Source organism: Hoeflea sp. AS60, assembly GCF_038900115.1.
Classification (GTDB): domain Bacteria; phylum Pseudomonadota; class Alphaproteobacteria; order Rhizobiales; family Rhizobiaceae; genus Hoeflea.
In genome coordinates this window covers 102,768-128,540 of the sequence record NZ_JBBMQP010000005.1, presented here as the reverse complement: position 1 = coordinate 128,540, position 25,773 = coordinate 102,768, and the positions used below count along the sequence as shown (strand labels likewise).

Here is a 25,773-nt window from a genome sequence, read left to right as displayed (position 1 = left end):
ATTAATCGCCATTATGCTTCGCACAGGGATTAGGCGCCAAGGAAACAGGCGCTGCTTTGGGCATTCTCAAATCAAACCCCTTTGACCGCCTGCCAAACCGAAACGGGCTTGCTATAAGGTGGGTTCGATTTGGCTTGCAGGAATTCCATGATGTTTCAGAATTTTGAAGTGCTCTCTTCCCCCGATCAGGCAGCAGGTCGTGTTGAACGCCTGCGCAAAGGATTCGCGGCAGCGGGTATCAATGCCGTCGCCGTGCCACGCTCGGACGAATATCTTGGCGAGTATGTGCCCGCCTGCGCCGAGCGGCTGGCCTGGCTGACCGGCTACACCGGCTCCGCAGGTTCTGTGCTGGTACTCGAGGGCAAGGCGCATATCTTTGTAGATGGCCGCTATACGAATCAGGTGCGGGCGCAGACCGACCCGAATGTCTTTGATTATCAGGACAGCGTGGCCACGCCGCTGGCATCCTTTCTGGAAAGCTCCGGCCTTGCAGGCCTCCGTCTCGGCATCGACCCGTGGACGTGGCCCTCAAGCGAGGTGTCGCGTCTCGAAACAGCGTTGAAGGCGATCGATGGTCAGCTGGTTTTCCTCACGCACAATCCGGTCGATGCGATCTGGGAAGATCAGCCGCAACCGCCACTGGGCACAGCGACACTGCAACCAATCGAACTGGCAGGCCAGCTTGCGAGCGAGAAACTGGCCATGATTGCTGAAACGGCCGCCAGGGCTGGCGCCGGCGCGGTGGTGCTCGCCGATCCGTCTTCGGTCGCCTGGAGCTTCAATATCCGCGGTGAAGACCTGCCATCAACGCCGCACCCGCTGTCGCGTGCCATCATCCCGGCTGCGGGCCGGCCACTGCTGTTCATCGACAAGCGCAAGACCGGCACCGAGGCAGAAGCCTACCTCACCCAGCTCGCCGATCTCGAACCGCCGTCCGGGTTTGACGATGCGCTGGTGGCCATGAGCAGGCTCGGCGCCAGTATCATGGTCGATCCGGCCGTGGCGCCGCATGCTGTTTCCATGCTGATAGAGCAATCCGGAGGAACGGTACTCAATGCGCCCGACCCCGCCCGCCTACCCCGCGCCTGCAAGAACAAGGCAGAAATTGCCGGAAGCGCCAGCGTGCACCGCCAGGATGGCGCCGCGATGGTGCGGTTCCTGGCTTGGCTTGACAACCAGAAGCCGGGCTCGGTCGACGAAATCAGTGCTGCCAGCAGGCTCGAGGAGTTCCGCCGCACAACCGACGAAGCCATGCAGATGCCGCTCAAGGCGCTGTCGTTTGATTCGATCTCCGGCGGCGGTCCCAATGCGGCGATCATCCACTACCGCGTCAACACAAAGACCAACCGCCGGATCGAACCCGGCGAAATGCTGCTGATCGATTCCGGCGGACAATATGTTTCAGGCACCACCGACATCACCCGCACCATTGCGGTGGGTGATGTGCCCAGCGAGCAGAAGCGGTTCTTCACCCTGGTGCTCAAGGGCATGATTGCGATCAGCATGCTTCGGTTTCCCGAAGGCACACGCGGCCTCGACATCGACCCCTTCGCCCGGATTGCATTGTGGAAAGCCGGCGCAGACTTCGCTCACGGCACCGGCCACGGCGTCGGCAGTTATCTCTCCGTGCACGAAGGCCCGCAATCGATCTCGCGACGTGGGAGCCAGGCGCTGCTGCCCGGCATGATCCTCTCCAACGAACCCGGATACTACCGCGACGGCGCCTTCGGCATCCGCATCGAGAACCTGGTGGTGGTGCATGAACCGCAGGCAATCGGGGGTGGCGAAAAGCCTATGCTGGGCTTTGAAACCCTTACGCTGTGCCCGATAGACAAGCGGCTGATCCTCAAGGATCTGCTCGATCCGGCGGAGCTCGAGTGGCTCAACACCTATCACGCCCGGGTACGCGAAGAGTTGTCACCGCTGCTCTCGGGCGATCCGGCGTTAGACTGGCTCGAAGCAGCGACCGCGCCGCTTTGAACCCTGCGTTATCCGGTGGCAGCACTTCAAGCGTGCAGTCGGAAAGACCCAGGCCAGCGGCTGGTGAGTGAGGCTCACCTCGGGGCAACGGCTATTTTCAAATGGAGAGGGTTTCCCGAACGTCGAACCGCAGCTAAGAGTTGCGGTGCAGGTTCGAATTTGAAGCCCGCCATTATTGATTTTTTATACAGAACCAGAAGGCCACGACATGAAAACTCTCCATCAAATCTCCCTGTCGCTGCTGGCAATTGGGCTTAGCATTGCGCCTGCCTCTGCAGTCGAGATCAAATCGGTCTCGGTCGGCGCTGCCAGCAAGGCCCATCTCTGCCGCAAGCTCGGCGGCAAGGATCAGGATCCTTCGATCACCATCAATCACGATGCAAAAGCAGGCGATACGATCAAGGTGAAGATGTATGACGTGCTTTCAAATGGCCGGACCTTCCAGCACAGGACCAAGACGATCAAATCGGAAGCAGATGGCAGCACCACGCTGACCGCCGATTTCCTTGCACCTTGCAACACCACCGGTGGCAAGGCCAACTCGTCCTACCGCTTTGACGTCACCTCGAAAGGCTCCTCGAAAAAGACCGTGCGCTGGTTCAACTTCAACAGCTCAACGCGAAAGATCAGCCAGTAATTCGAGGCCTGTCTAAAGCCCGGCGGTCCTGAGCGCCACGATCAGCGCCCAGCCGATGGCAAACATCCCCATCATCGGCAACCTGAGGCCGACAAGCAGGCAGACAGCCAGTGTTATTGCTTCGGCCGGACCGCTCGATACGGCGGCCGGAGCAACAAGGGTTGCAAGCACCGCTGCCGGCACGGAATTCAGCGCCGCATTGATGCGCGGCGGAATTCGCTTGAACCGCGAGAGCACCAGATGCCCGCCAAATCGCGCCGCATAGGTGACGATGGCCGCGCCGAAGATGGTCCAGACATTGACCGGCAGGCCAAGAAACATCCCGTTCATGGCGCAACCTCTTCAGCTTCCGGGCTGACCGGCAGCAGCATTGCGGCAATCACCCCGGCCAGCGCGCCCAGGCTCACATGCCAGGGCGAGCCCACCGTATAGAAGCCCACGATTGATCCGATCCCGGACACAATCACCACCGGCAGCCAGTGGGGCCGCGCCCGAAACCCCATGACCAGCCCGAGAAAATAGATCGGCAACAGGAAATCGATCCCCAATGCCGCCGGATCGGTGATGAGGCTGCCAAACAGCGCCCCGACAAGAGCCTCCACAACCCAGCAGATATAGACCGGCAACGCCATGCCCATGTACCAGCTCATGGTCAGGGGAAGTTTTCGGTCCGCACGCGCCTCGGACGCCGCATATTGCGGATCGGTGAGAAAGAAGAAGGCGAGCAGCTTCTGCCAGTTCGCGAACAACCCGATCCTGCGCCCCAGCGCGGCGGAGTAGAGCACGTGACGGAAGTTGACCGCGAACACCGACAAGATGATGATCCAGGGCGCGATGTGCGTGCCAAACAACTCAAGCCCGACCATCTGGCTGGCGCCGGCAAACACCGTGGCGCTCATCAGAACCGCCTCGCCCACCGTCAATCCATTGTCGACGGCCAACGCGCCAAACAACATGCCGAAGGGCGCTGCAGCCGCAACGATCGGCAGGCTGTCGCGAACACCCTGGAAAAAATCGGCACGGCTTGGGGACATGGAAACTCTCCTGTGCCCGATGGATAGGTCAGCATTGCTGACCAGTCAATTCAATAGCATTCATGGAGAGATGAAGCGGGGAGATGGGGGTGTGGGTTGGAGTCCAGGGTGTCAAACTGTCTGATGGGCAATGCGCAACAAATCCGCGAGAGTTTCGGTGATCGGCTGCCCGGTTTGCATCTCGACATACACCCACTGACCTGCAGGGTTCGCTTCCAAAAAGTAGTATTTTCCCGTCGAACTCACTCTCATATCTATTGCAGAGAAAACCAGTCCGAGACAGATCATCAGATCGGCAAGCTGGGATTGTATTGATGCAGGAAGCGCATATGTTTCTATCTTCGGCCCCATATCCAAACGAATATCAAATCGTGCCTCATCATAGGTCGAGCTTATTTTTGCCGGAAAGAATTTTCCACCCACATAGGTTATACGCAGATCGTAACCTGGCTCCACAAACTCTTGGAAAATTGCCGGGGCCACGGAAAGCTGGTGAAGTCGGTCAATGTCATCAGGCTGCAAGGGTTTTGTACCATCCGGCTCGCCGATGACTTTCTCCAGGGCTTTGTAAATCGTTGGTCCGGTCTGCGCAAAAAAACTTTTAACGGCGTGCGGAGAATTTGATATCAACGTTTTTGGAATTGCCAGCCCGCATTTCGCTGCCAGTTCCAGCTGCAAAGGCTTGTTCAAAGCACGCCGTTGATTCCAGATGTTGTTAACGCTCAAACAATCCAACGACGCGATTATTCCTTCCAAAGCAAAGCGCGAATTCAGTATCGAAAAGTCGCGGGTGGATTTTTTTTCAATCTTTTCATCCACTATAGATATGTCCGGCCGCCGCCACCAAATCGATCTGATTCTTGACGCTTGAATTCGAGATCCGTCGGCAAATGAGAAAAAGCCGTTACCGGGATTTTCCACGTCATGCGAGATTTCCACTTGGGTAGGAAACTTCGCGCACTCAAATATGGGAGCAGGGACATTTTGGTTTGCCAAAAATGCCTGAACTGCCTCTGCGTGAATATCTTCAGAGTTGGATACGATTAGAACGGTATCGCGGATCTCGTTCATATACGACCGGTTTTATCTTTCTGTTTTTCCTTAAATGATGATCCAATCATCAATATCCTGCACACCCATCCCCATGGTGATCAACACCGCTTGGAATATCGAGAGGGCCAAAACTTGTCCATGCGGAAGTATTTTTCAGCGTGCACCTCTCTTCTTTTGAGGAGTTTGTCAGTTCCTTGAAAATTCCAACCTTGCGCTGCCAAGCATCATAAATATCATTTTGCTCCCTTACTTCGTCATCACTGAGTTTTCGAGTTGCTGCCTGTTCAGGACGCGCCAAAGCAAATGGTGTTAATATTTCCGATTGGGCTCTATGCCCAAACCGGGCAATATTTTTTACAGAGGACACAATTTCTGAATCGCCATCGATCTCAAGAAAAACATCTGACGAAGGATCGCTGATGCTATTGCCATCCAATACTTCAACATTTTTTATTGATGATGGATCGAGAAGAAACTCTGCCTCTCCAATTTTGATAACCAGCTTATCACCGCGTTTGCCGATAACATGGCACCAAATTGCAATGTTTTCGCCACTCCTTTGATCAGGAGCATTGTTCAGATTTGCTAGCATATCGTTAGAAAAATTGGTCATTCCATATCTCTCCCCATATATACACAACTCACATTAATACCGAAAATTCCACCAAAGAAACACAAGTTAGATGCCTCAATTGTTGAAATTGAACATTATTAAATGATCAGCACATGCGAAATTTATACATTCCGCAAAGAGAACGTCAACCTTGCATAAATCACACCAAATCTTTCGAACAGAATCAACAGTGGTTAGCGCAACTACTAATCTTGCCACGGATAAGAGAATTTGTATCAAGCAGTGGTCTGCTCATCTGATGAAGAGATCTTGCCCCTACCCCTTCCTTGCCAGATACACCGTCTGCGTAAACGGCTTGTCCTGCAGCGGGTTGTGGAAGGTTACCGGTTCGGCCCAGGCCTCGGTGAATACGCTGGCCAGACGCTCGGTAAAGCCATCGTCGGCGAGCGCGTCGGACCAGAGGCCGAAAATGCCGCCGGGCTTGAGGTGGGCGGCGAGCTTCTCGAGCCCCTCGGGCTGGTAGAAGCTCTCGCTGCGCGGATCAAGCAGCGCGTCGGGCGAATGGTCGATGTCAAGCAGGATCGCGTCGAACCGGCGGCCCGGCACGTCCGGATCGAACCCGGCCTCGCCCCGCGCCAAGGCGAAGAAATCGCCCTCCACCAGCCGGCAGCGTGGATCGCCGGTCAGTTCCGGGCCGAGCGGCAGCAGGCCGGTCTGGTGCCAGTCGATAACCGCTTCGAGATACTCAACGACGATCAGCGATCCAGTGCGCGCATCGTCGAGCGCGGCCCTGGCCGTATAGCCGAGGCCCAGCCCTCCGACCACGACATCAAGCCCCTCGCCCGTACATGCCGCCAGTCCCAGTTCGGCCAGCGCGATCTCCGAGGCCGTGAACAGGTCCGACATCAGATGCTCTTCGCCGAGCTTGATCTCGAGAATATCGACCCCGAGCCGGACCTCGTGCCGCCGGCGGAGCACAAGCGCCCCGATCGGCGTCGGGCGGTAATCGAGTTCTTCAAACAGTCTGCTCATGGGATCTCCCCGCCCATACCGGGCGTTCTGCGCACGCAAGGGCGAGGAAGCCGCATGCTCAGGCCTTATCGGCGTTTTGGCCCAGGCTGACAAGGAGAGACGGCCGCATCCCTGTCGTGATCCAAAGATCACGCATCAGGCCAGACCAGCGAACGGTGCAGCTGCGCGCCGGCCCAGGCGCCGTCCGCCACCGCCAGCGTCACCGAGTGCGGCATGCGCGCCACGTCACCGCAGGCGAAAACACCCGGGACTGACGTCAGCTTGGCCGCGTCGGTCTGGATCTGGATACCCATCATTGTCTCCTCCAAGGCGCACCCCGCCGCTTCGGCGAGACTGCTGGCTGGGACGCAGTGGGGCGCCGTGAACAGGCCGGCAAAGCTCAACTGCCTGCCACCGGCGAACACCACATCCGCCACACCGTCAATCCGGTCAATCAGGCCGGGTTCGATCAGGACATGACGGTTTTCAAGCGTGCGCCGCTGATCCGCATCCACCTCAACGGCGCCATTGGTGAGGAATGTCACCTCGCCCCATTCCGACACGATCTCGGCCTGATGCACCGACATCGGACCCGTGGCGATGACCCCGATAGGGCCGCGCTCAAGCTCATAGCCGTGGCAATAGGGACAATGAAACACAGACCTGCCCCACCGCGCGGACAGTCCGGCAATCTCCGGCAACTGATCCTCGAGCCCGATGGCAAACAGCAGTCGCCGCGCGCGGTGACGTTCGCCATCGGTGGTGGTGACTGTGAAATCATCCTTGCCGCCGGTGACCGTGACGGCGCGGCCCTCGACCCATGACAGCGTCTTGTAGGCTTCAAGCTGCCGCCGCGCGGTCGAGGCGATTTCAGCGGCGGCGACACCGTCCTGCCCGAGAAACCCGTGCGAGAGATCGGCAAAGCGGTTGCGCCGCTCACCGCCGTCGATCACTTTCACCGCCCGATAGGCGCGGAGAAGCTGGAGGGCTGCGGCCATTCCGGCGTAGCTGCCCCCGATGACAATCACATCGTGCATTTGGTCTATCCTTTCTGTGCCCGCCAATCCGCGTGCCGCCGGGCAAAATCGGTGGCGAGCGTGGCAAGCGTGATCTGAGCAAACCGCTCCAAGAGGAGCGCTTCCGCGTCAGCGAAAGCCCCGTCGAGCGCGGCATTGACCGATTGCTCGACAAGGCATTGAGGTCTTTCATTGCGATTGCCGAGCGCAAAGACCGCAGGCTCGCCAAGCGCCTCGTGCAACTGCCTGAGGGTCACGGTCGACAGGTCGACGGCAATGCGCCAGCCACCGGCGTGGCCGCGATCAGAGGTCACGAGCCCGGCTTCGCGCAACAGACCCATGGTCCGCCGAACCACGACCGGATTGGTGCCCAGGCACTTGCCCAGGGCTTCGGAGGTCATCGGACCATCGTGCTCCGCCATGTGCAAAAGGGCGTGCAGGACGGATGAAAGGCGGCTGTCATGTTTCATGTAACTTCATATGTTACGAGTCGAGCGCGGCGTCAAGAACCGTCGTCATAAAATCGACCGATCAGGCCGAAACAAACGCCTGACAGGGCACAAACCCGCACCTTGGGCCCGAAACTCGTTGATACCGACGGCTCCCGGCTTGACGCAACGGCGTCATGCGTCCATCGACGGAAGATCAACGGTCAAGAAACTGTCACAATCGACCTTTGACGCACCGGACCGGACCACGGGAAGCATCACCGCACATGCCTGAAACCTACCGCAAGCCAACGCTCGACAAGGATCTCGACAAGTTCGCGACGATGGAAGAGGCCACCGGCCTGATCAATCGCGGCTTTGTCACGCCCGGTCTTGCGCTCGTCTTCATCTTCCTGTGCGCCATCATCGCAGCCGTCTTCGTCACCGGACAACCCGGCGCGGTGGTCATCATCGCCGCCGCCATGATCGGCGCCTACATGGCGCTCAACATCGGCGCCAATGACGTGGCCAACAATGTCGGCCCGGCAGTAGGCTCGCAGGCCATGACACTGGGTGTGGCGCTGGCCATTGCCGCAGTCTTTGAGAGTGCAGGCGCATTGATCGCAGGCGGCGACGTGGTCTCCACCATTTCCAAGGGCATCATCGATCCGGTCGCCGTGTCCGATCCCAATGTTTTCATCGCCGCCATGATGGCGGCACTCGTCTCGGCTGCGATGTGGATCCATCTCGCCACCTGGTTTGGCGCGCCTGTCTCTACCACCCATTCGATTGTCGGCGGCGTGATGGGCGCAGGCATCGCTGCAGCCGGCGTCGACGCCGTCAACTGGCCGACCATGGGCGGCATCGCTGCAAGCTGGGTGATTTCGCCTTTCATGGGCGGGATTATCGCGGCAGCGTTTCTCGCTTTCATCAAGACTTTCATTATCTACCAGGAAGACAAGATCGCCGCCGCGCGCCGCTGGGTGCCGGTGCTGATCGCCATCATGATTGGCACCTTCGCCACCTATCTGTCGCTCAAGGGGGTCAAGGCGCTGATCAAGATCCCGCTGAGCACCGCATTGCTGATCGGGCTGGGCGCCGGCTTTGTCGGGTGGCTCGTCGCAAGGCCGGTGATTGCCCGCCAGTCACGCGGCCTTGAAAATCGCAACCAGTCGCTGCGAAAGCTGTTCGGCCTGCCGCTGATCTTCTCTGCCGCCCTGTTGTCATTCGCCCACGGCGCCAATGACGTGGCCAATGCGGTCGGCCCGCTGGCAGCCATCGTCCACACCGCGGAGCTCGGTGAAGTCGCCCCCAAGGTGGTGATCCCGCTCTGGGTAATGGCAGTCGGCGCGGTGGGCATATCACTCGGTCTTTTGCTGTTCGGCCCGAAGCTGATCCGCATGGTCGGCAACCAGATCACCAAGCTCAACCCGATGCGGGCCTATTGCGTGGCGCTGTCCGCAGCGATCACCGTGATCATCGCCTCGTGGCTCGGCCTGCCGGTAAGCTCAACCCACATCGCCGTCGGCGCAGTCTTCGGCGTCGGCTTCTTCCGCGAATGGTACACGGAGAGATCGAGCCGCCGCGCCGATTATGTCGTGCGCCATCAGATCAACACCCCGGGCACAGAGGCCGCCAAGGGCCAGCTTGCCGAACAGCGCCGCCGAAAGCTTGTGCGCCGCTCTCACTTCCTTCAGATCATCGCAGCCTGGGTGATCACCGTTCCCGCCGCTGCCGTGCTGTCGGGTGTTCTGTTTGTGGTCTTGCGGGCGGTTCTGGTCTGAACCGACAGAGGACTTCAGTCAGTCCATTCGCGCACCTTGTACGCTGCAGCGTGCGTGCGTCTTCAGCCCCTGCTCAGACTGCCTCTCTCTTTCTCAGACTGCCTCTCTCTGGCCAAATTCGCGTGGTTCGCTAATGGCGAGCGCAGATGGGTTGGAAAGCTATTCTTTACCATGGTTTGATATTCTCCTCGGCGATCGGGCTTGAAGGCCTGGATTGCCCGGAATTGACAAGGGCTATGGCAATGGTGGGGTGTTGCGGGCCAGCTGCAAGCACCTCTCAGGCACGAACTGAACGCTTTCCGACTGCAGCTGCTGATCTCTGACTACGGCATTGATACGTGGGGACGATGATATTGAAGGACGGGGACAGGAAGACGAGAGCCCGCGCGAAAGGTATTCCTTTCGCCGCGTGCGCAGGTGCTGTGGTTGGAATCATGGCATTGTTTGCCGCAACATCTTTGCTGGCGGAAGGGTTTTCGCAAGGGGCGTCCGCGCTGCTCGGAATGCCAGCCTCGCTGCATGCATCCATGTCGATAAGCCACGCTGTCAGCAGGTTCAAGCCAGACCGCGCCAACCGTCAGCTTCGTATAGCCAGGAGCGACCGCGCCGTTGGTTTGGCTCGCAAGTCACGCCCTGCCGCAAATCTCGACGCCGTTAACCCAGGAATTATGCCACGCATCGCAGATATCGATCCGCGACGGTTGTCGGCTCAGGTTGAGCAACCATCTTCATTCATTGAGCAAGCGTGGTTTTCCGGCACTCCCCTTTTCGGTGAAGCATCACGTCCTGGGGACTCTGCAAAGGCCTCGACCTCCGGCTGGGATCAAAGGATAGGGGCGGCGCCGCTGACCGCCTCCAAAGATCAATTCTTCACACCAACCATGATCGCCCTGGCGCTGGCGCACGCCGAAGACCAGACAAATGGTCTGCTGACCGCTGAGGCGAAAGGCGGCGGCACGGCCGCCAGTGGCGAAGAAGTCTCGGCACCCATCGAGCTCGCCATGGCCATCCCCCTGCCGACACCCCGCCCGCGCATGCTGGAAAGCGCCCGCTCTGACACCGCGCAACTGCAGGCCGCGATCACCGAGCCGGAAATCGTTCCAACACCGCGCCGGGCGCCTTCAACGGGAAAAGCCGAGAAGCCGCAAAGTGTGCTGTCCTACGCCAGTCCCGATACGGTCAAGGAAGATGATACATCTGGCGGGATTTTCAGGCAGCTGTTTGGCGGACGCGGGAGCAAGCAGCTTCCCGGCCCCGGAGCCAAGGTGGCGGTCTACGATATCAGCTCGGCAACAGTCCACATGCCGAACGGCGAGAAGCTCGAGGCGCATTCAGGCCTCGCACACATGCAGGATGATCCGGGCTACATCACCGAGAAGAACCGCGGGCCCACACCGCCCAATCTCTACAATCTCCGAATGCGCGAAAGCCGCTTCCACGGTGTTGAGGCAATACGCCTCCTGCCCGCTGACGGACGAAAGAAGTTCAACCGCGACGGCCTGCTCGCCCACACCTACATGTATGTCGGCGGCGGCAGCCGCTCCCAATCCAACGGCTGCGTGGTTTTCAAGGAATACGAGCGCTTCCTGAAAGCGTTCAAGAACGGCGAGATCGAACGGCTGATCGTGGTGAAAACCATGGACAAACTACCGACCTATCTGGCTGCGCTTTAGGCCTCTTTGACGGCGACCAGTTCAAACCAGCCGTCCTCATCCATGGTTCGCACGCCCAGGTCTTGCGCCTTGGTCAACTTTGATCCCGCACCGGGGCCGGCAACCAGGATATCGGTTTTTTTCGACACCGAACCCGCCACCTTGGCACCCAGCCGCTCGGCCATCGCCTTGGCCTCGTCGCGGGTCATCTTTTCGAGTGATCCGGTGAAGACAACTGTGAGGCCTGCGACAGGGGAATCCTGTGCCGGTTTCTCGGCCTCACGTATGGTCAGCTGTTCGACCAGGCTATCGACCATGGCGATGTTGTGCGGTTCGCCGAAGAAGCGGCCGATGGATTCCACCACCGCGGGACCGATGTCATCAAGCGCGTCCATTTCCTCGATCGCCGCCTTGTCGCCATCGGCAATTGCAAGGGCCGCCTCGTTCACAGACGCCCAATCGCCATAGGCACGCGCCAGGGTCTTGGCGGTCTGCTCACCGACGTGGCGGATGCCGAGGCCAAAAATAAGCCGGTCGAGCGCAATGGTGCGCCGTTCATCAATGGCATCGAACAGCTTCTGGGCAGAGGTATCGCCGTAGCCGTCGCGGTTCTTCAGCCGCTGCAACCCGTTGGCCTCGTCGCGCGCCTTCAACGTGAAGATATCAGCCGGTTGATTGATCGGCAGCGTCTTGTCGCCGTAGAAGAACTCGATCTGCTTTTCGCCCAGGCCATCAATGTCAAACGCCTTGCGCGAGACGAAGTGCTTGAGATGTTCCTTGCGCTGGAACGGGCAGGCAAATTCACCCGAGCACCGCCGGATAACGCCTTCAACGCCGCCCGCTGTTTCCTCCCGAACGACAGGCGTTTTCAAATCGCAGGGGCAGATTTTCGGGAACTCAAAGGTTATGGCGTCGTCAGGCGAAGATACCACGCCAAGCACTTGCGGAATGACGTCGCCGGCGCGCTGGATCTGGACGACGTCGCCGATCCGGACTTTCAGGCGCTCGATCTCCTCGGCATTGTGCAACGTCGCATTGGTCACCACCACGCCGCCAACGGTGATCGGCTCGAGCCGCGCCACCGGGGTCAGCGCACCGGTGCGACCAACCTGAATGTCGATCGCCGTGAGCCGGGTCGCTGCTTTTTCAGCCGGAAACTTGTGGGCAATCGCCCAGCGCGGACTGCGCGAACGGAAGCCGAGGCGGGCCTGCAGATCGTGCCGGTCGACCTTGTAGACGACGCCGTCGATATCATAGGGCAGATCGGCACGTGCGATGCCGATTTCATTGTAGTGTTCGATCAGCGCCTCGATACTGTCGAGACGCCTGGTCAGCGGATTGACGGGAAAGCCCCAGGCTTCAAACACCTCGATCATGCCGTGCTGGGTGTCGGAAGGCATCTCGGACATCTCACCCCAGGCATAGGCGAAGAACCTCAATTTGCGGCTTGCGGTGACCTTGGCGTCGAGCTGGCGCAGCGATCCCGCAGCGGTGTTGCGCGGATTGACGTAGGTCGGCTTGCCTTCCGCAGCCATCCGTTCGTTCAGCGCCAGGAAATCCTCCTTGGCCATGTAGACCTCGCCGCGCACTTCAACCACCAACGGCGCACCGGCGGGCAAAGTGTTGGGGATCTCGGAAATGGTCCTGATATTGGCGGTGACGTTTTCGCCCGTTGTTCCGTCGCCGCGGGTCGCAGCCGATGTGAGCTTGCCGTCCTCGTAGCGGATCGACATCGACAGCCCGTCAATCTTCGGCTCGGCGGTGAGCGCGATGGAATTGTCCGGCAACTGCCCAAGGAAGCGATAGATCGAGTTGACGAAATCGCGCACGTCCTCGTCTGAAAACGCATTGTCGAGCGACAGCATCGGCACGCTGTGGGTGATCTTGCCAAAGCCATCGGCGACAACGCTGCTGCCGACCTTGAAGCGCGGACTGTCTATCCGCACCAGTGCAGGAAACCGGATCTCGATCTCTTCGTTGCGCCGCTTGAGCGCATCATAATCAGCATCCGAGATGATGGGCGCATCGTGGCCGTGATAGGCCGCGTCATGACGCGCGAGCTCGGCTGCCAGCCGTTCAAGTTCGGCTTTCGCCTCCACCTCGGTCAGGGCGTCAACGGGCTGGGTTTCTTGGGTCATCTGCCGCACTCCGGAATCGAATTTCGTTTTAGCGGATATGGCGCGAATGAAAAGGCGGTGGCGGCGCTCGCGCGCGGTCAATCAGCAGTTAAGACTCTGCTGCTATCATACGGGACGATACATGACCGTCTCGATACGGCAATCAGGGACAACGGACGAATGATCGTCGGAGCAACCCAGACCATAGCGCCAGAACCGACCAAGCAGAGCACCGTCCCGGCAGACCGGCAGCCTGACGATGCCCCATCGCAAGCGCTGGACCGCCTGGGTAACCTTGCCGAATCCGCGGCCCAAAGCCGCAAGGCATTCGCCGAAGAACGCTTGAAGCAGCTCAAAGAGCAGATGAACAAGCTGATGCTGTTTGACATGGCGCCGGGCGCACTGGCCGGCCAGTCAGCCCAGCTCGCCAAGGAACTCAAGTCTGCGGCAAGTGAATTTGCCGGTTCGTTCAGGGCACTAGCCGAATTCAGGCAACCTGCCGAAACCGGGTTTTCGCTGGCGCAACAGGCCTATCTCGATATCGATGACGCACCGGTGGTCAGCACCCCTGTGCTTGATCGATCGGATCTCGAAACCATAGACAGCTTCACCAGCGCCGCAGAACAGATCGCAAGCATTGCCGACAGCGCAAAAGACAAGCTCACTGCCACCGACGGCGCCAACGCGTTTACCACCAGCGCCCGAACCAATGCGTCAGGAATCATGGATTTGATGGCCAGCCTGAAAAGCGGAACGGTGTCCAAGGCTTTTTACTGGTAGCAATCAACGCCAGCGTGTTCAGACACTGCCCTCAATCAACCGCGCCGCTGCAGCCCGAGCCTCGGCGGTCACGTGCTCGCCCGCCAGCATGCGGGCAATTTCCTCGCGCCGTTCGTCAGCACCCATGGTACTGACCCGCGTCGAAACCGTTGTTGAACCCGCTTCCGATGGTCCCTTGGCGATCAGCAGATGCGTGGCCGCCCTTGCCGCAACCTGCGGCGCATGGGTGACCGAAAGCACCTGAACGCCTGCTGCGAGCCGCTTCAGCCGCTTTCCGATTGCATCAGCGACTGCGCCGCCCACGCCGGTGTCGATCTCGTCAAACACCAGTGTCGGTGCCGAACCACGGTCGGCAAGCGCCACCTTGAGTGCCAGCAGGAAACGCGACAGTTCGCCCCCCGATGCGACCTTCATGATTGGGCCAGCGCGGGATCCGGGGTTGGTGCGCACGTGGAAGGCGATTGCGTCGATGCCCGACGGTCCCGCATGTGTGAGGTCGCTGGCAATCTCGACGATGAACTCGGCACGCTCGAGTTTCAGCGCCGGCAATTCGGCCATCACCGCAGCAGCCAGCGCCTCTCCGGTCTTGTGCCGCCGCTCGGAGAGTTGTTCTGCCGCATGCAGGAACGCGGCCTTTGATTCGCGAACCCGGGTCTCCATCGCGCCAAGCCGCTCTTCGCCGGCATCAAGATCCGACAGGTCCGCAATCATACGGGCCGCAAGTTCCGGCAAGGACTCAACCGTCACGTTGTATTTGCGCGCTGCAGCCCTGATCGCAAACAGACGCTCCTCGGTCTCTTCGAGGTCGCGCGGATTGAAATCAGCCATCCGGAGCGCAGTTTCCACCGCAGTCTGCGCATCGGCAAGCGCATTGAGCGCCGCATCAAGAGCAGCCACCGTATCATTGAGCAGTTCGGGCGCTTCCTGCGCCTTGCGCTCGAGCCGCCGCACCAACCCGCTGATCACAGGCACCGGCGAACCCTGACCGCTGAGCACCTCATTGGCCTCGTTAATGTCGCTCGCCATCTTTTCAGATTTCATCATCAGAGCGCGGCGAACGGCAAGGTCTTCTTCTTCGCCTTCGACGGGGTGGAGCTTTTCAAGCTCATCAACAGAGGAGCGCAGCCAGTCGGCCTCACGGCGCGCCGCCTCGACCTTGGCGCGGTGAGTTTTCAGCGCCCGCTCGGCCTCACGCCAGCCTTCATGCAGACGCCCCACATCCGCAGTCCGCTCCGAGAGATCTCCGAAGACATCAAGCAGGGTCCGGTGCGCATCGGTATCGATCAGCGCCCGGTCATCATGCTGACCGTGGATTTCCACCAGCAGCGAACCAGCCTCGCGCATCAGCGCCACACTCGCCGGCTGGTCATTGATGAACACCCGCGTGCGGCCATCGCCCGACTGCACCCGGCGGAATACCAGGTCACCATCATCATCAATGTCATTGGACCGCAACAGCAGGCGCGCGGGATGATCGGCGGCGACATCAAAGACGGCCGTCACCTGACCCTTGTCAGCGCCATGGCGCACAAGACTTCCATCGCCGCGGCCGCCAAGCGCCAGCGAGAGGCTGTCGAGAAGGATGGATTTACCGGCACCGGTTTCGCCGGTGAGAACCGACAGACCTGCGTCAAACTCGAGATCTAGCTTCTCGATCAGAACGATATCGCGGATCGACAGCTGGACAAGCATCGCCGTCCGTTTCAGGAGCCGACGAGGGCGGCCCCGGCGCGAGAAATCCAGGAGCCCTTGTTTTCACGCGGCTCAAGGCCACGCGTCTTCAGGAGCTTGTAGGAATCCGCATACCACTGGCTGTCGGGGTAATTGTGCCCGAGTACGGCCGCTGCCGTCTGTGCTTCGCTTTCCAGTCCCATCGCGTAGTAGGTCTCGACCAGACGCGCCAGCGCCTCTTCGACCTGACGTGTGTTGGGATACTGCTCGACCACCAGGCGATACCGGTTGGCCGCAGCCACATATTCCTTGCGCTCCTGGTAGTAGCGCCCGACCTGCATTTCCTTGCCGGCCAGCTGATCGCGCGCATAGCGCAGTTTCGCCTGGCTGTCCTCGACATATTCAGAATCAGGATACCGCTCGATCACTTCAGTGAATGCAGCAATGGCACGCGCCGATGTACGCTGGTCACGCGTCACCTCGGGAATTTGCCGATAATAGGCAAGCCCCACAATATATTGCGCATAAGCCGCATCTTCATCATTGGGATAGAGGCTGAGATAGCGCGACGCGGTATTGATCGCTTCGGAATACTGGGCCTGGCGGTAATTCGTAAAAGCGCTCATCACCATCGCCTTGCGGGCGAACTCGGAATAGGGATGCTGCTTGTCGACGGCGTCGAACTTGCGGCCCGCCTCGGTCAACTGACCAGCCTGCAGGTTGGCAAGGCCCTGATTGTAGAGCACATCGGCCGGCTCGACAGACTGGGCATAGTTGGCGATGTCGATGTCGGGATCGGATTGACAGCCGCTGACAACGGACGAAACGCCAGCCATCCCGGCGACAATGAGCGCAATTTCAAACACGCGCCCGCGCCTACCCTTGACCGAAGTAACCATCCTGCAAACCTCTCAACAGCCGCGGAAACATGTGTTCAGCGGAACCAGACCAGCGTTTCTATCCGGAAATGACCGAACTTCGCAACGTCATGAAGACGCTTTGCCGCAATTTTGTGGCAATGATCCTCTTCAATATCACGTATTTAGCGTCTGAAGGTGACAGGTAAACGTGTTCAGCCAGTTAAAGTGCCCATGGAGCGAACAGCGCGGCATTGACCGCCACCAGTTCACCATGGCGAACCGTATCCCTGCGAGCCGGCGCTTCAACCACCTCATAGGCCGACTGATCAGCCAGCAAGGCACGAAGTGCCAGAGCGTTGAGCTTGTGGCCGCCGCGGTAGCTCCGGTAGCAACCGATGAACTGAGCGCCTGCCAGTGCCAGATCACCCACGGCATCAAGTGTCTTGTGACGGGCAAACTCGTCGCCGTAGCGAAGTCCCTCAACATTGATGACCTTGTCGTCATCACCGATCACAACCGAATTCTCGAGCGATGAGCCAAGCGCATGGCCCGAAGCCCAAAGCCGTTCGACATCACGCATGAAACCAAATGTGCGAGCGCGAGCGAGTTCACGACGGAACGTGTCGGCGGTGACCTCGCCCTTCCACGACTGGCGGCCGATCAGAGGTGTTTCAAAATCGATATCAATCTCGAACCGGGTACCGTTGTGCGGAATGAACTCTGCCCATGATCCGCCCATCTCGATTCGCACCGGCTTGACCACGCGGATGTAGCGGCGCTTGACGGAATGATTGACGAGGCCTGCGGTATCGAGTGCCTCGATGAACACAGCGGCACTGCCGTCCATGATCGGCACTTCACTGCCATCAAGATCAATGCTGATATTGTCGACACCGAGCGCGTAGAGCGCAGCCATCAGGTGCTCGACAGTCGCGATCGAGCGGTCAGGCGCCTTGCCAAGCAGCGTGCAAAGATCGGTGGAGCCTACCTGCGACGACACCGCACGAACGCTGACCACGTCGCCGGATGGGAGCTGTCGGTTGAAGACGATGCCACTGTCGGGATCTGCCGGGTGGAAGGAAATCGAGACGTTTTCACCGGAATGCACTCCGATGCCAGAAAGGGAGATCGACCGCGAAATTGTGGTCTGCAGTCCTACTACATCACTACTCATATGTTTCGCCGTTTCCCGCAATATCTGGCATGATCCGCAAAGATCATGATGTCCCCAATTGTCAGGAGCAATCCCGCGCTTCCCCAGTGCGGTCGACTACCCCAGCCCCATTTCGTTGATTTGCAAGATACGGCGATGGACCCAAGTTTCCAAATCACGCTTTTTTTCCATCTGTTACGAAGTCGTAACACTGAGGCAATTTCAAAAACTTTAACTTAACAAAGAGTTAAAAAAGACATGGCGGCCAGATGGCCGCCATGCGCATGTCTCGTAACAGACAGTTACCTGCCTACTTGGCCTGACGGCGAAGGAATGCAGGAATTTCGAGCTGTTCGTCTTCCTGAGCCGAACGCGCCTGAGGCGTCATTCTGCCCTGATCGTCGAGCTGGCCGCGGCGCGGCGCATAGATGCTCGCCTCGGCTGAAAGCGGACGCCGAGCCTGCGGCGCCTGGGCTGCAGGAGCGGCGTGAGCGACTTCATCCTCTTCGCGACGACCCAGCGTGCTCGAGATCCGCTTGAGCAGACCCATGGGGCCGCGCTCATCGGCATGACCCTGCGGTGCTGCGCGGTGTTCCATCTCGGCCTTTACCACCGGAGGGAAATCCTCGACGCGGGGCATCCGCGTTGTATGCGGCTCCATGCGGGTCTCGGGTGCCGCCTGCATGGGCTGTGCTGCAGGCTGCTGCGGGGCGGCCTGGGGCGCAGCCATGGCCGGACGTTGCGGCGCGGACATGACTGGCTGCTGTGGTGCAGCACCCGAATCAACCTGACCTGCAAAAATCCGGCTGTTCGGCTGGAAACCAGGCTGTGCGGCTGGCGCAGTCTTGGCTGCCTGGCTCTGCGCTGCCATCTCGATCTGGCTGGCAATGTCGAGTTCACGCTCAAGATCGACTTCCGCCGACATGATGGTGTCAGCCACCGGATCAACGGATGCTGCGGCTGGTGCCGGCTGCGATACCGGAGCTGCCGGGCGAGCGGCCTGCGGCTGAGCGCTGACAGCTGGCCGAGGTGCCGGACGCGAAGCCGACTGGACCGGACGCTGTTCAGCGCCTTCGACCCGGTCAATGCCTGTGGCAACCACGGAGACGCGGATAAGGCCTTCGAGTGCCTCGTCAAACGTTGCGCCCAGAATGATGTTGGCGTCGGCGTCGACTTCCTCGCGGATGCGGGTCGCGGCTTCGTCAACTTCAAACAGGGTCATGTCACGACCGCCGGTGATCGAGATCAGCAGGCCCTGTGCGCCCTTCATTGTGGTCTCGTCAAGCAGCGGATTGGCGATCGCAGCTTCGGCTGCAGCCATTGCACGGCCTTCACCTGATGCTTCACCAGTGCCCATCATGGCGCGGCCCATCTCGCGCATCACCGAACGGACGTCGGCGAAGTCGAGGTTGATCAGGCCTTCCTTGACCATCAGATCGGTGATGCAGGCAACGCCCGAGTAAAGCACCTGGTCGGCCATCGCGAAGGCGTCGGCGAAGGTGGTCTTGTCATTGGCAATGCGGAAAAGGTTCTGGTTCGGGATGACGATCAGGGTATCGACGCATTTCTGCAATTCCTCGATACCTGATTCCGCCAGACGCATGCGGCGCTGTCCTTCGAAGTGGAACGGCTTGGTAACAACACCAACTGTCAGGATGCCCTTGTTCCGGGCGGCCTGGGCTACGACAGGAGCAGCACCCGTACCGGTGCCGCCGCCCATGCCTGCGGTGACGAAGCACATGTGGGTGCCATTGAGGTGATCCAGGATCTCGTCAATGCATTCTTCAGCGGCTGCGCGACCGACTTCCGGCTGCGATCCGGCGCCCAGACCTTCGGTCACGGCTGCACCGAGCTGGATGATCCGTTCAGCCTTTGACATGGTCAGCGCCTGGGCATCAGTGTTGGCAACGACAAAGTCGACGCCCTGCAGCCCTGCATTGATCATGTTGTTAACAGCGTTTCCGCCGCCGCCGCCGACCCCGAACACCGTGATGCGGGGCTTCAGCTCGGTGATGTCCGGCTTCTGCAAATTGATGGTCATGGCACCCGTTCCTTCCTTTGGCATGGCCGCACCGCCGCGTCGGCCAATTCTGTGAATTCAAAAACTCTCTTTAAGCCACTGCCCCATGCGGGACAGGCGGCCGCCAGCGCCGGCCATGGCGGCAAAGCCGCCCTCGCCTGCACCGTGGGATTCAAGATGGGCGACCTGTGGATAGATCATCAGGCCAACCGCAGTCGAAAATGTCGGACCCTTCGCCGAAGTCGGAAGTCCGGAAACCCCCAGCGGCCGTCCGATGCGGACGTTGCGCGCCAGAATCCGCCGGGCAGATTCAGACAGTCCGGTCATCTGGCTGGCGCCGCCGGTGAGCACGACGCGCTTGCCGACAAGCGAGCCATAGCCCGACTGCTGGATCCGGTCGCGCAGCATTTCCAGTGTTTCCTCGACCCGGGCGCGCACGATGCGTGAGACAAGCCCGCGCGGCACATGGGTCGGCAGATCACGCTCGTCCTCGCCAAATGGCGGGATCGAAATCACGTCACGGTCTTCGCCCGCCTGAGGCAGCGCCGAACCATGTACAACCTTGATGCGCTCGGCATCTTCAAGACGCGTCGACAGTCCACGCGCCAGATCCATGGTCACATGCTGGCCACCGAGCGCAATTGCGTCGGCGTAGACCAGCTTGCCCTCGGAAAACACCGAGATTGTCGTGGTGCCGGCGCCCATGTCAATGGCGGCACAGCCCATTTCAGCCTCATCGGAAACAAGTGCTGCAAGCCCGGAAGCATAAGGTGTCGCCACCATTGCCTCTACGGTCAGGTGGGCCCGGTTGATCGACAGCTCAAGGTTTTTCAAGGGCGCCCGGTCAGCGGTCAGCACATGCATGTCGACGCCCAGAAGATCGCCATACATGCCGGCCGGATCCCGGATTCCGCGCTCGCCATCAAGTGTGTAGCTCGATGGCAGCGAATGCAGGATGGCGCGCTCGTTGAGCTGGCTTTGCCGTGTGGCGGCATTGACCACCTTGGCAAGGTCACCCGAGGCGATTTCATGACCACCAAGATTGACCGAAGCCGAATGGGTCTCGCTATTGAGCCGCCCGGCAGTCACGTTGACGATCAGGCTTTCAACCGTCACGCCGGCCATCCGCTCGGCAGAATCGACGGCGAGCCGGACCGAACTCTCGACCGCATCCATGTCGGAAATAACGCCGGCCTTGATCCCGCGTGACTTCTGATGACCGATGCCAAGGATTTCGATGCTGTGGGTCCGTCCCGACAGCACTTCTGCGGCCTCGACCGGCGTCAGACGACCGATCATGCAAACCACCTTCGACGAGCCGATATCAAGCACCGTGACGATGCTGACACGCTTGGAGGACAGCGGCTTGAGCCGGGGCAACATGGAAGAGGGGCGGAACAGGCTCACGATTTTTTGCCCGCCTTGATAAGTTTAGCGCGGGCTTCAAGCGCTTCGTTGCGACGTTCGAAAGAGGCTTCGGTCAACCGCAGCGTCACCCGGTCTGCGAGACGCAGATCAACAACGGTGATATCGCGCGAGAGCACATCACGGCCTGCATCAAATTCGGCGAAGCGTTCGAGAGCGGCACCGACATTGTCGGCAGGCAGGCTCAGCGTCACGCCATTGTCGAGCCTCAGATCCCAGCGACGGTCAGCTATGCGGATAGCGGCTTTCACCCGGGCGCGCAGCTCGGGATAGAACAGCAGTCGCGCTTCAAGCTCGTCAGCATGGACATCAGCGCCCAGGCCAACATAGAGCGGAAGCTCTGCATGGCGGGCGCCGCTGAGCGGTGCGATCACATCACCACGCGCGTCAATCAATGAAAGCATGTCGCCATGCTGCCAGATACCCACCGGCTTGCGTTCAGTCAGCCGGACAGAAAGGCCGCGAGGGTAAATCTTCTGGACATGAGCATCGGTGACCCAGGGCAGTTCGATCAGCTTTTCACGCGCTGCATGGGCATTGATCGCCACCACAGACGTCGACCCGTCGAGCCCGAGCTGCTGCAGGATATCGATGTCGGAGGTCTCGGCATTGCCACTGACATGCACATCCTCAAGCGCAAATCCGGCGCTCGTGGTCACGGCCTGTGTGACCATATGGGTGTGACCACCCAGCGTCATTCCGTAAAGTCCGGTGGCCGCGAGAAACGCAAATGCCGCGACAGAACCGGTGTGCGGACGAATGCCGACCCGACCGGTGGCGAGTGCCATGGTGTAGCGCACCGGACGGCGCAGGAAACGAGGCAGCACGAACGCGCCGGAGAACGTGTCACGTCCCGGAGCGTTTGCCGCGTGAACGGCTCTGCCTTTGTTTCCTGTTATCGACGACACGAAGCGTCCTCCACCATCCAGCTGACAAATTCTTCAAACGAATGACCCGCCTGCAGGGCCATTTCTGGCGCCAAGGATGTCGGTGTCATGCCGGGCTGGGTGTTGATTTCGAGCCAGATGACCTCTCCTTCTGCGGAGAAACGGTCATCATACCGAAAATCGGACCTGCTTACGCCGCGGCAGCCGATCGCTTGATGCGCCTTCAAACTCAACCTACGTATTTTTTGGTAAACAATTGGTGAAATTTCCGCCGGACAAACGTGTTTGGAGCCTCCGGCGACGTATTTAGAGTCATAATCGTAAAAGCTGTGTCCTTGCGGCACTATCTCGGTGACCGCAAGCGCCACATCGCCCATGATGGTGCAGGTCAATTCGCGGCCGGGCACGTAGCGCTCGACCATGACCGTGTCGCCATATTTCCACTCTTTAGAGGTGATCACCTGCGGCGGATGCGACTGACCCTCGCTGACAATGACGACGCCAAAGCTTGACCCCTCGTTGACCGGTTTGACCACATAAGGCGGCTGCATCGGATGCGCCGAGGTAAACTCGTGCCGGTTCATCACCTTGGATTCAGCCACCGGAATGCCCACCGCCTTGGCAACGATTTTCGACAGCCGCTTGTCCATGGCGAGCGCCGACGCGGTCACACCGGAATGGGTGTAGGGAATACCCAGATATTCGAGCACGCCCTGAATGGTGCCATCTTCGCCATAGGGTCCGTGCAGCGCATTGAAGCAGACGTCCGGCTTAAGCTCCGCCAGCACCGAGGCCACGTCCGAACCGACGTCCACACGGGTGACCTTGTATCCGGCTGCCTCCAGCGCTTCGGCGCAGGGCTTGCCCGAGGCCAGACTGACCGGCCGCTCGGAGGAAAATCCGCCCATCAGTACGGCCACATGCTTTTTCGATTTGTCAGCGATCATTCCATTCCCTCATCAGGCCAACTGCAAAGATCCCGTTCGTTCGGCGCGTTACAGGCCAGAATACCGAATGAAGGTTGCCCGAAACCGTCCCAACATCGGGCATTCGGCGCGATCGCGCCCTCAGCCACCTGATCACCGGACGCGATTCATCAGGCTCTAAGAATCAGAGCGGCGGAGCGAAAGCAAGTGGGGGCACTGCGAGGAGGAGCCGGACGCAGTTGATGCGGACGTCCTGGATCGTACAACAGTCATGACGGTAAAGAACCTGATTGAGTTCATCCCACAAGTGCCGACCGAAATCAGACGCAACACCGCCTTGCCGGGCGCGCCCTCAGGTTGAACACAAACGGGGAATTCCCATTCACCTGTAAAGCAATGGTTTAATGTTTTGCTTTATTAGTACACTCAGACGTTTTGAGAAAACTGTTTGGCAAATAATTCATATGAAGAGAGTGCTCTCACATCGACGAAGGCTGCCCGGCAAGCGCAGAGTTTCTGCGAAGCACGGACACATTTGTTTTCCTTGCAATGTCGTTGACGGGTCCAAATTTCGGAAGGTCAGAGCCCGAAAGAAGGTTTTCAATGAGATTTGATAATCCGCTTGCCAATATCAACGCAGCGATCGATCCGGCGCAAAGGCAAGCCATGGCAAATGCCTATGCACCTATCATTCGTGCCATTCTGGTCCCCGGCTGCGCCTATTACGTTTTCATCACATGGAGCCATTGGCAGGACGAAACCGGCCTGGATCTTGCCATATTGGCCTCCCTCAGTGCCATCACGGCCCTGTGCTACTACCTGATCAGAAAGTATGCGGTTACGGGAGCAACCATCTCGCTGCAGCGGCTCGAGCTGATGGGCGTGGTCATGAGCGCGTTGATGTATCTGAATGTATTGACTTACCTCACAATACACTTTGAACAGTCCAAGCTCGTCTACTTCGCTCTGATGGCGGTCATTTTCTCGACGACCGGGGTAACCCTGAGGGGTATTCTGTTCAGCGTATTTGCTTCCCTTGCGACACTTTACTGGTTCGCCTCCTCTCTTTCGCACGAGATCTTTACCCAGTATGTTTCGATCGGCGTCGCCACCGCGTTCGCCTCTTTCTCCATGGCCTTGCTCCTGCGCAAAGCAATCCTTCAGCAAATCGATGCGCGCCTGCTCGCCGACAAGCTCGCTGCCAAGGCGAAGCGCCTGGCCGACACCGACATGCTGACCGGCATTCCCAACCGCCGCGCCATTTTTCAAAGAATCGATTACCTGGTCGAACAGCGCAGACCGTTCTGGATGGGTATTTTCGACCTCGACGGCTTCAAGGCCATCAATGACGTATATGGCCATATGGTCGGTGACCGCCTGCTCTGCGCCATCGTAGACCGTGCCGAGAGAATTGATTTCGAAGGCGCGACGTTCGGGCGTATTGGCGGTGATGAATTCATCGCAATTCTGCCGGGAAGCCTGACGGGAGCGGAGATTGAAGATCTTGGCAAACGGGCCATAGAAACGATCAGCAGCCCCTACCCGATCGACCTCCTGCAACTCACTGTCGGTGCCTCCGCCGGGTTCTCGCATTTCCCCAGCATGGGCCATTCAGGCGCCCAGCTCTACGAGAAAGCCGACTTCGCGCTCTACAAGGCCAAAACCCATTATCGCGGCCAATGTGTGCTGTTTGATACGGCTGAAGATCAGGAAATGAAACAGGCAATCGAGATCGAGCGCGAATTGCGCGAAGGCGATCTCGACAGCGAACTCTTCCTTCTGTTTCAGCCACAATACTCGCCCACGCAGAAGCGTGTTGTCAGCTTCGAAGCACTGGCACGCTGGCAGAGCCCGAAGCTTGGACTGGTCCGCCCGGACCTCTTCATCCGCGCGGCGGAACGCGCCGGTCACATTCGCAGGGTGACCGACATCCTGTTCAAGAAAAGTCTCGCCGAACTGGCTGCGTGGCCGCAGGACATCAGTCTCTCATTCAACCTGTCCGCCCAGGACATCTCGAACCAGACCTTCATCCTGTCCTTGCTCGGGCAGGTCATGGAGTCCGGCATTTCGCCGAGCCGTCTTGAATTCGAGATTACCGAGACAGCCGTGATGTCGGATCTGGAAAACTCGCGCACGCTTCTTGAGCAATTGCGGGCGAGCGGTTGCAAGATCGCACTTGATGACTTCGGATCCGGCTATTCCAGTTTCGAATATCTCGATCAGTTGCCGCTGGACAAGGTCAAGATCGACAGGAGTTTCATCCGCAAAGTTCCCCACAGCACGACATCCAAGGAAATTGTTGCCGGTGTCATTGGCCTGTGCCGCAAGCTTGACTTGCGTTGTGTTCTCGAAGGTGTCGAGACCGAGCCGGAGATGGACGTGCTGTCCAAACTTGAGCCCGACCTGATCCAGGGATACCTGTACGGCAGGCCGATGGCCGCTAAAGATGCCATTCGGATGATCCTCGAGCAGGATGGAAACCCTGTCATCAGAGAACACGCCGCCCATTCCGCGTGAGGTTCCGCGCCAGCCAAGCTTGCCGAAAGCTGCCTGCGTGTTTGCGAAAGAGGTGCCGTGGAGAACCGTTTGCATTGCTGTCGTCAGTTCCCCCCGTCGTCAGTTCCCCCCGTCGTCAGTTCCCCCCGTCGTCAGTTCCCGCTGTCGGTTCACAGTCGTCCGTTTAGGCAAAGGACAAATCAAATCCAGCGGCTGTCAGGGCTGATAGCTCAAACCTTTGACGTCCCTTTCCATGTTTCCACAGCCTC

Annotated in this window: 21 protein-coding genes; 6 read left to right on the top strand and 15 right to left on the bottom strand. The window is 59.3% G+C overall.

Annotation, left to right across the window (positions count from 1 at the left end):
• Positions 1-150 precede the first annotated feature (150 nt).
• On the top strand, positions 151-1,980 hold the full coding sequence (locus WNZ14_RS21850; protein ID WP_342870808.1) for an aminopeptidase P family protein: 1,830 nt from the start codon (positions 151-153) through the stop codon (positions 1,978-1,980).
• A gap of 208 nt (positions 1,981-2,188) precedes the next feature.
• The gene (locus WNZ14_RS21845) at positions 2,189-2,617 is read left to right on the top strand and encodes a hypothetical protein (RefSeq protein ID WP_342870807.1); all 429 of its coding nucleotides are present in this window, start codon (positions 2,189-2,191) and stop codon (positions 2,615-2,617) included.
• Positions 2,618-2,629: 12 nt separating this feature from the next.
• Here WNZ14_RS21845 and WNZ14_RS21840 read toward each other — a convergent pair whose 3' ends face one another.
• The 7 genes from WNZ14_RS21840 to WNZ14_RS21810 all read right to left on the bottom strand — a co-directional run bounded on the left by WNZ14_RS21840 (position 2,630) and on the right by WNZ14_RS21810 (position 7,775).
• Positions 2,630-2,947, bottom strand: coding sequence for an AzlD family protein (locus WNZ14_RS21840; protein ID WP_342870806.1), 318 nt, complete (start codon positions 2,945-2,947; stop codon positions 2,630-2,632).
• Positions 2,944-3,651 carry an AzlC family ABC transporter permease gene (locus WNZ14_RS21835; protein WP_342870805.1) on the bottom strand — a complete coding sequence of 236 codons (708 nt, stop codon included), beginning with the start codon at positions 3,649-3,651 and terminating at the stop codon, positions 2,944-2,946. Before WNZ14_RS21835 ends, WNZ14_RS21840 begins: the two co-directional genes overlap by 4 nt.
• Before the next feature lie 111 nt (positions 3,652-3,762).
• A complete protein-coding gene (locus tag WNZ14_RS21830) occupies positions 3,763-4,722 on the bottom strand; it encodes an MvdC/MvdD family ATP grasp protein (protein ID WP_342870804.1) in 960 nt (319 codons plus the stop codon).
• Between the two features lie 49 nt (positions 4,723-4,771).
• Complete coding sequence (locus WNZ14_RS21825) at positions 4,772-5,317, bottom strand: hypothetical protein (RefSeq protein ID WP_342870803.1); 546 nt, start codon at positions 5,315-5,317, stop codon at positions 4,772-4,774.
• A gap of 276 nt (positions 5,318-5,593) precedes the next feature.
• Positions 5,594-6,310 carry a spermidine synthase gene (locus WNZ14_RS21820; RefSeq protein ID WP_342870802.1) on the bottom strand — a complete coding sequence of 239 codons (717 nt, stop codon included), beginning with the start codon at positions 6,308-6,310 and terminating at the stop codon, positions 5,594-5,596.
• Between the two features lie 128 nt (positions 6,311-6,438).
• Positions 6,439-7,326: an NAD(P)/FAD-dependent oxidoreductase gene (locus WNZ14_RS21815; protein WP_342870801.1), complete on the bottom strand. Its 888-nt coding sequence runs from the start codon at positions 7,324-7,326 to the stop codon at positions 6,439-6,441.
• Between the two features lie 5 nt (positions 7,327-7,331).
• Positions 7,332-7,775: an Rrf2 family transcriptional regulator gene (locus tag WNZ14_RS21810; RefSeq protein ID WP_342870800.1), complete on the bottom strand. Its 444-nt coding sequence runs from the start codon at positions 7,773-7,775 to the stop codon at positions 7,332-7,334.
• Between the two features lie 245 nt (positions 7,776-8,020).
• Between WNZ14_RS21810 and WNZ14_RS21805 the strand changes: the two genes are divergently transcribed.
• Positions 8,021-9,517: an inorganic phosphate transporter gene (locus WNZ14_RS21805; RefSeq protein WP_342870799.1), complete on the top strand. Its 1,497-nt coding sequence runs from the start codon at positions 8,021-8,023 to the stop codon at positions 9,515-9,517.
• A 434-nt stretch (positions 9,518-9,951) separates the two neighbouring features.
• Positions 9,952-11,190, top strand: a complete 1,239-nt coding sequence (locus WNZ14_RS21800; protein WP_342870798.1) for a DUF2778 domain-containing protein — start codon at positions 9,952-9,954, stop codon at positions 11,188-11,190.
• Here WNZ14_RS21800 and ligA read toward each other — a convergent pair.
• Positions 11,187-13,307: an NAD-dependent DNA ligase LigA gene (gene ligA, locus WNZ14_RS21795; RefSeq protein WP_342870797.1), complete on the bottom strand. Its 2,121-nt coding sequence runs from the start codon at positions 13,305-13,307 to the stop codon at positions 11,187-11,189. The two genes, WNZ14_RS21800 and ligA, sit on opposite strands and share 4 nt — an antisense overlap.
• A gap of 159 nt (positions 13,308-13,466) precedes the next feature.
• Here ligA and WNZ14_RS21790 point away from each other — a divergent pair, with 159 nt between their 5' ends.
• On the top strand, positions 13,467-14,066 hold the full coding sequence (locus WNZ14_RS21790; RefSeq protein WP_342870796.1) for a hypothetical protein: 600 nt from the start codon (positions 13,467-13,469) through the stop codon (positions 14,064-14,066).
• 18 nt (positions 14,067-14,084) lie between these two features.
• Here the strand turns inward: WNZ14_RS21790 and recN are convergent, their stop codons facing one another.
• The 7 genes from recN to WNZ14_RS21755 form a co-directional block, all read right to left on the bottom strand.
• Positions 14,085-15,758, bottom strand: coding sequence for a DNA repair protein RecN (gene recN / locus WNZ14_RS21785; protein ID WP_342870795.1), 1,674 nt, complete (start codon positions 15,756-15,758; stop codon positions 14,085-14,087).
• An 11-nt stretch (positions 15,759-15,769) separates the two neighbouring features.
• Positions 15,770-16,573 carry an outer membrane protein assembly factor BamD gene (locus WNZ14_RS21780; RefSeq protein WP_342870825.1) on the bottom strand — a complete coding sequence of 268 codons (804 nt, stop codon included), beginning with the start codon at positions 16,571-16,573 and terminating at the stop codon, positions 15,770-15,772.
• Between the two features lie 244 nt (positions 16,574-16,817).
• Positions 16,818-17,771: a UDP-3-O-acyl-N-acetylglucosamine deacetylase gene (lpxC, locus tag WNZ14_RS21775; RefSeq protein ID WP_342870794.1), complete on the bottom strand. Its 954-nt coding sequence runs from the start codon at positions 17,769-17,771 to the stop codon at positions 16,818-16,820.
• 289 nt (positions 17,772-18,060) lie between these two features.
• On the bottom strand, positions 18,061-19,791 hold the full coding sequence (gene ftsZ / locus WNZ14_RS21770) for a cell division protein FtsZ (RefSeq protein ID WP_342870793.1): 1,731 nt from the start codon (positions 19,789-19,791) through the stop codon (positions 18,061-18,063).
• 57 nt (positions 19,792-19,848) lie between these two features.
• Entirely contained in the window at positions 19,849-21,177 is a 1,329-nt protein-coding gene (ftsA, locus tag WNZ14_RS21765) for a cell division protein FtsA (RefSeq protein WP_342870792.1), read from the bottom strand.
• Positions 21,174-22,103: a cell division protein FtsQ/DivIB gene (locus tag WNZ14_RS21760; protein ID WP_342870791.1), complete on the bottom strand. Its 930-nt coding sequence runs from the start codon at positions 22,101-22,103 to the stop codon at positions 21,174-21,176. Before WNZ14_RS21760 ends, ftsA begins: the two co-directional genes overlap by 4 nt.
• Positions 22,091-23,029 carry a D-alanine--D-alanine ligase gene (locus WNZ14_RS21755; protein ID WP_342870790.1) on the bottom strand — a complete coding sequence of 313 codons (939 nt, stop codon included), beginning with the start codon at positions 23,027-23,029 and terminating at the stop codon, positions 22,091-22,093. Before WNZ14_RS21755 ends, WNZ14_RS21760 begins: the two co-directional genes overlap by 13 nt.
• A 582-nt stretch (positions 23,030-23,611) precedes the next feature.
• Between WNZ14_RS21755 and WNZ14_RS21750 the strand changes: the two genes are divergently transcribed.
• Positions 23,612-25,525, top strand: a complete 1,914-nt coding sequence (locus WNZ14_RS21750) for an EAL domain-containing protein (RefSeq protein WP_342870789.1) — start codon at positions 23,612-23,614, stop codon at positions 25,523-25,525.
• Positions 25,526-25,773 lie beyond the last annotated feature (248 nt).

What these genes read in the sequence shown, in the direction of transcription:
- ligA (WP_342870797.1), bottom strand. Translation starts at nt 13,307, where the DNA reads ATGACCCAAGAAACCCAGCCCGTTGACGCCCTGACCGAGGTGGAGGCG.
- WNZ14_RS21845 (WP_342870807.1), top strand. Translation starts at nt 2,189, where the DNA reads ATGAAAACTCTCCATCAAATCTCCCTGTCGCTGCTGGCAATTGGGCTT.
- WNZ14_RS21840 (WP_342870806.1), bottom strand. Translation starts at nt 2,947, where the DNA reads ATGAACGGGATGTTTCTTGGCCTGCCGGTCAATGTCTGGACCATCTTC.
- WNZ14_RS21835 (WP_342870805.1), bottom strand. Translation starts at nt 3,651, where the DNA reads ATGTCCCCAAGCCGTGCCGATTTTTTCCAGGGTGTTCGCGACAGCCTG.
- WNZ14_RS21800 (WP_342870798.1), top strand. Translation starts at nt 9,952, where the DNA reads ATGGCATTGTTTGCCGCAACATCTTTGCTGGCGGAAGGGTTTTCGCAA.
- WNZ14_RS21810 (WP_342870800.1), bottom strand. Translation starts at nt 7,775, where the DNA reads ATGAAACATGACAGCCGCCTTTCATCCGTCCTGCACGCCCTTTTGCAC.
- WNZ14_RS21820 (WP_342870802.1), bottom strand. Translation starts at nt 6,310, where the DNA reads ATGAGCAGACTGTTTGAAGAACTCGATTACCGCCCGACGCCGATCGGG.
- WNZ14_RS21755 (WP_342870790.1), bottom strand. Translation starts at nt 23,029, where the DNA reads ATGATCGCTGACAAATCGAAAAAGCATGTGGCCGTACTGATGGGCGGA.
- WNZ14_RS21805 (WP_342870799.1), top strand. Translation starts at nt 8,021, where the DNA reads ATGCCTGAAACCTACCGCAAGCCAACGCTCGACAAGGATCTCGACAAG.
- WNZ14_RS21850 (WP_342870808.1), top strand. Translation starts at nt 151, where the DNA reads ATGTTTCAGAATTTTGAAGTGCTCTCTTCCCCCGATCAGGCAGCAGGT.
- WNZ14_RS21780 (WP_342870825.1), bottom strand. Translation starts at nt 16,573, where the DNA reads ATGGCTGGCGTTTCGTCCGTTGTCAGCGGCTGTCAATCCGATCCCGAC.
- WNZ14_RS21825 (WP_342870803.1), bottom strand. Translation starts at nt 5,317, where the DNA reads ATGACCAATTTTTCTAACGATATGCTAGCAAATCTGAACAATGCTCCT.
- WNZ14_RS21750 (WP_342870789.1), top strand. Translation starts at nt 23,612, where the DNA reads ATGAGATTTGATAATCCGCTTGCCAATATCAACGCAGCGATCGATCCG.
- WNZ14_RS21815 (WP_342870801.1), bottom strand. Translation starts at nt 7,326, where the DNA reads ATGCACGATGTGATTGTCATCGGGGGCAGCTACGCCGGAATGGCCGCA.
- WNZ14_RS21790 (WP_342870796.1), top strand. Translation starts at nt 13,467, where the DNA reads ATGATCGTCGGAGCAACCCAGACCATAGCGCCAGAACCGACCAAGCAG.
- recN (WP_342870795.1), bottom strand. Translation starts at nt 15,758, where the DNA reads ATGCTTGTCCAGCTGTCGATCCGCGATATCGTTCTGATCGAGAAGCTA.
- WNZ14_RS21830 (WP_342870804.1), bottom strand. Translation starts at nt 4,722, where the DNA reads ATGAACGAGATCCGCGATACCGTTCTAATCGTATCCAACTCTGAAGAT.
- lpxC (WP_342870794.1), bottom strand. Translation starts at nt 17,771, where the DNA reads ATGAGTAGTGATGTAGTAGGACTGCAGACCACAATTTCGCGGTCGATC.
- ftsZ (WP_342870793.1), bottom strand. Translation starts at nt 19,791, where the DNA reads ATGACCATCAATTTGCAGAAGCCGGACATCACCGAGCTGAAGCCCCGC.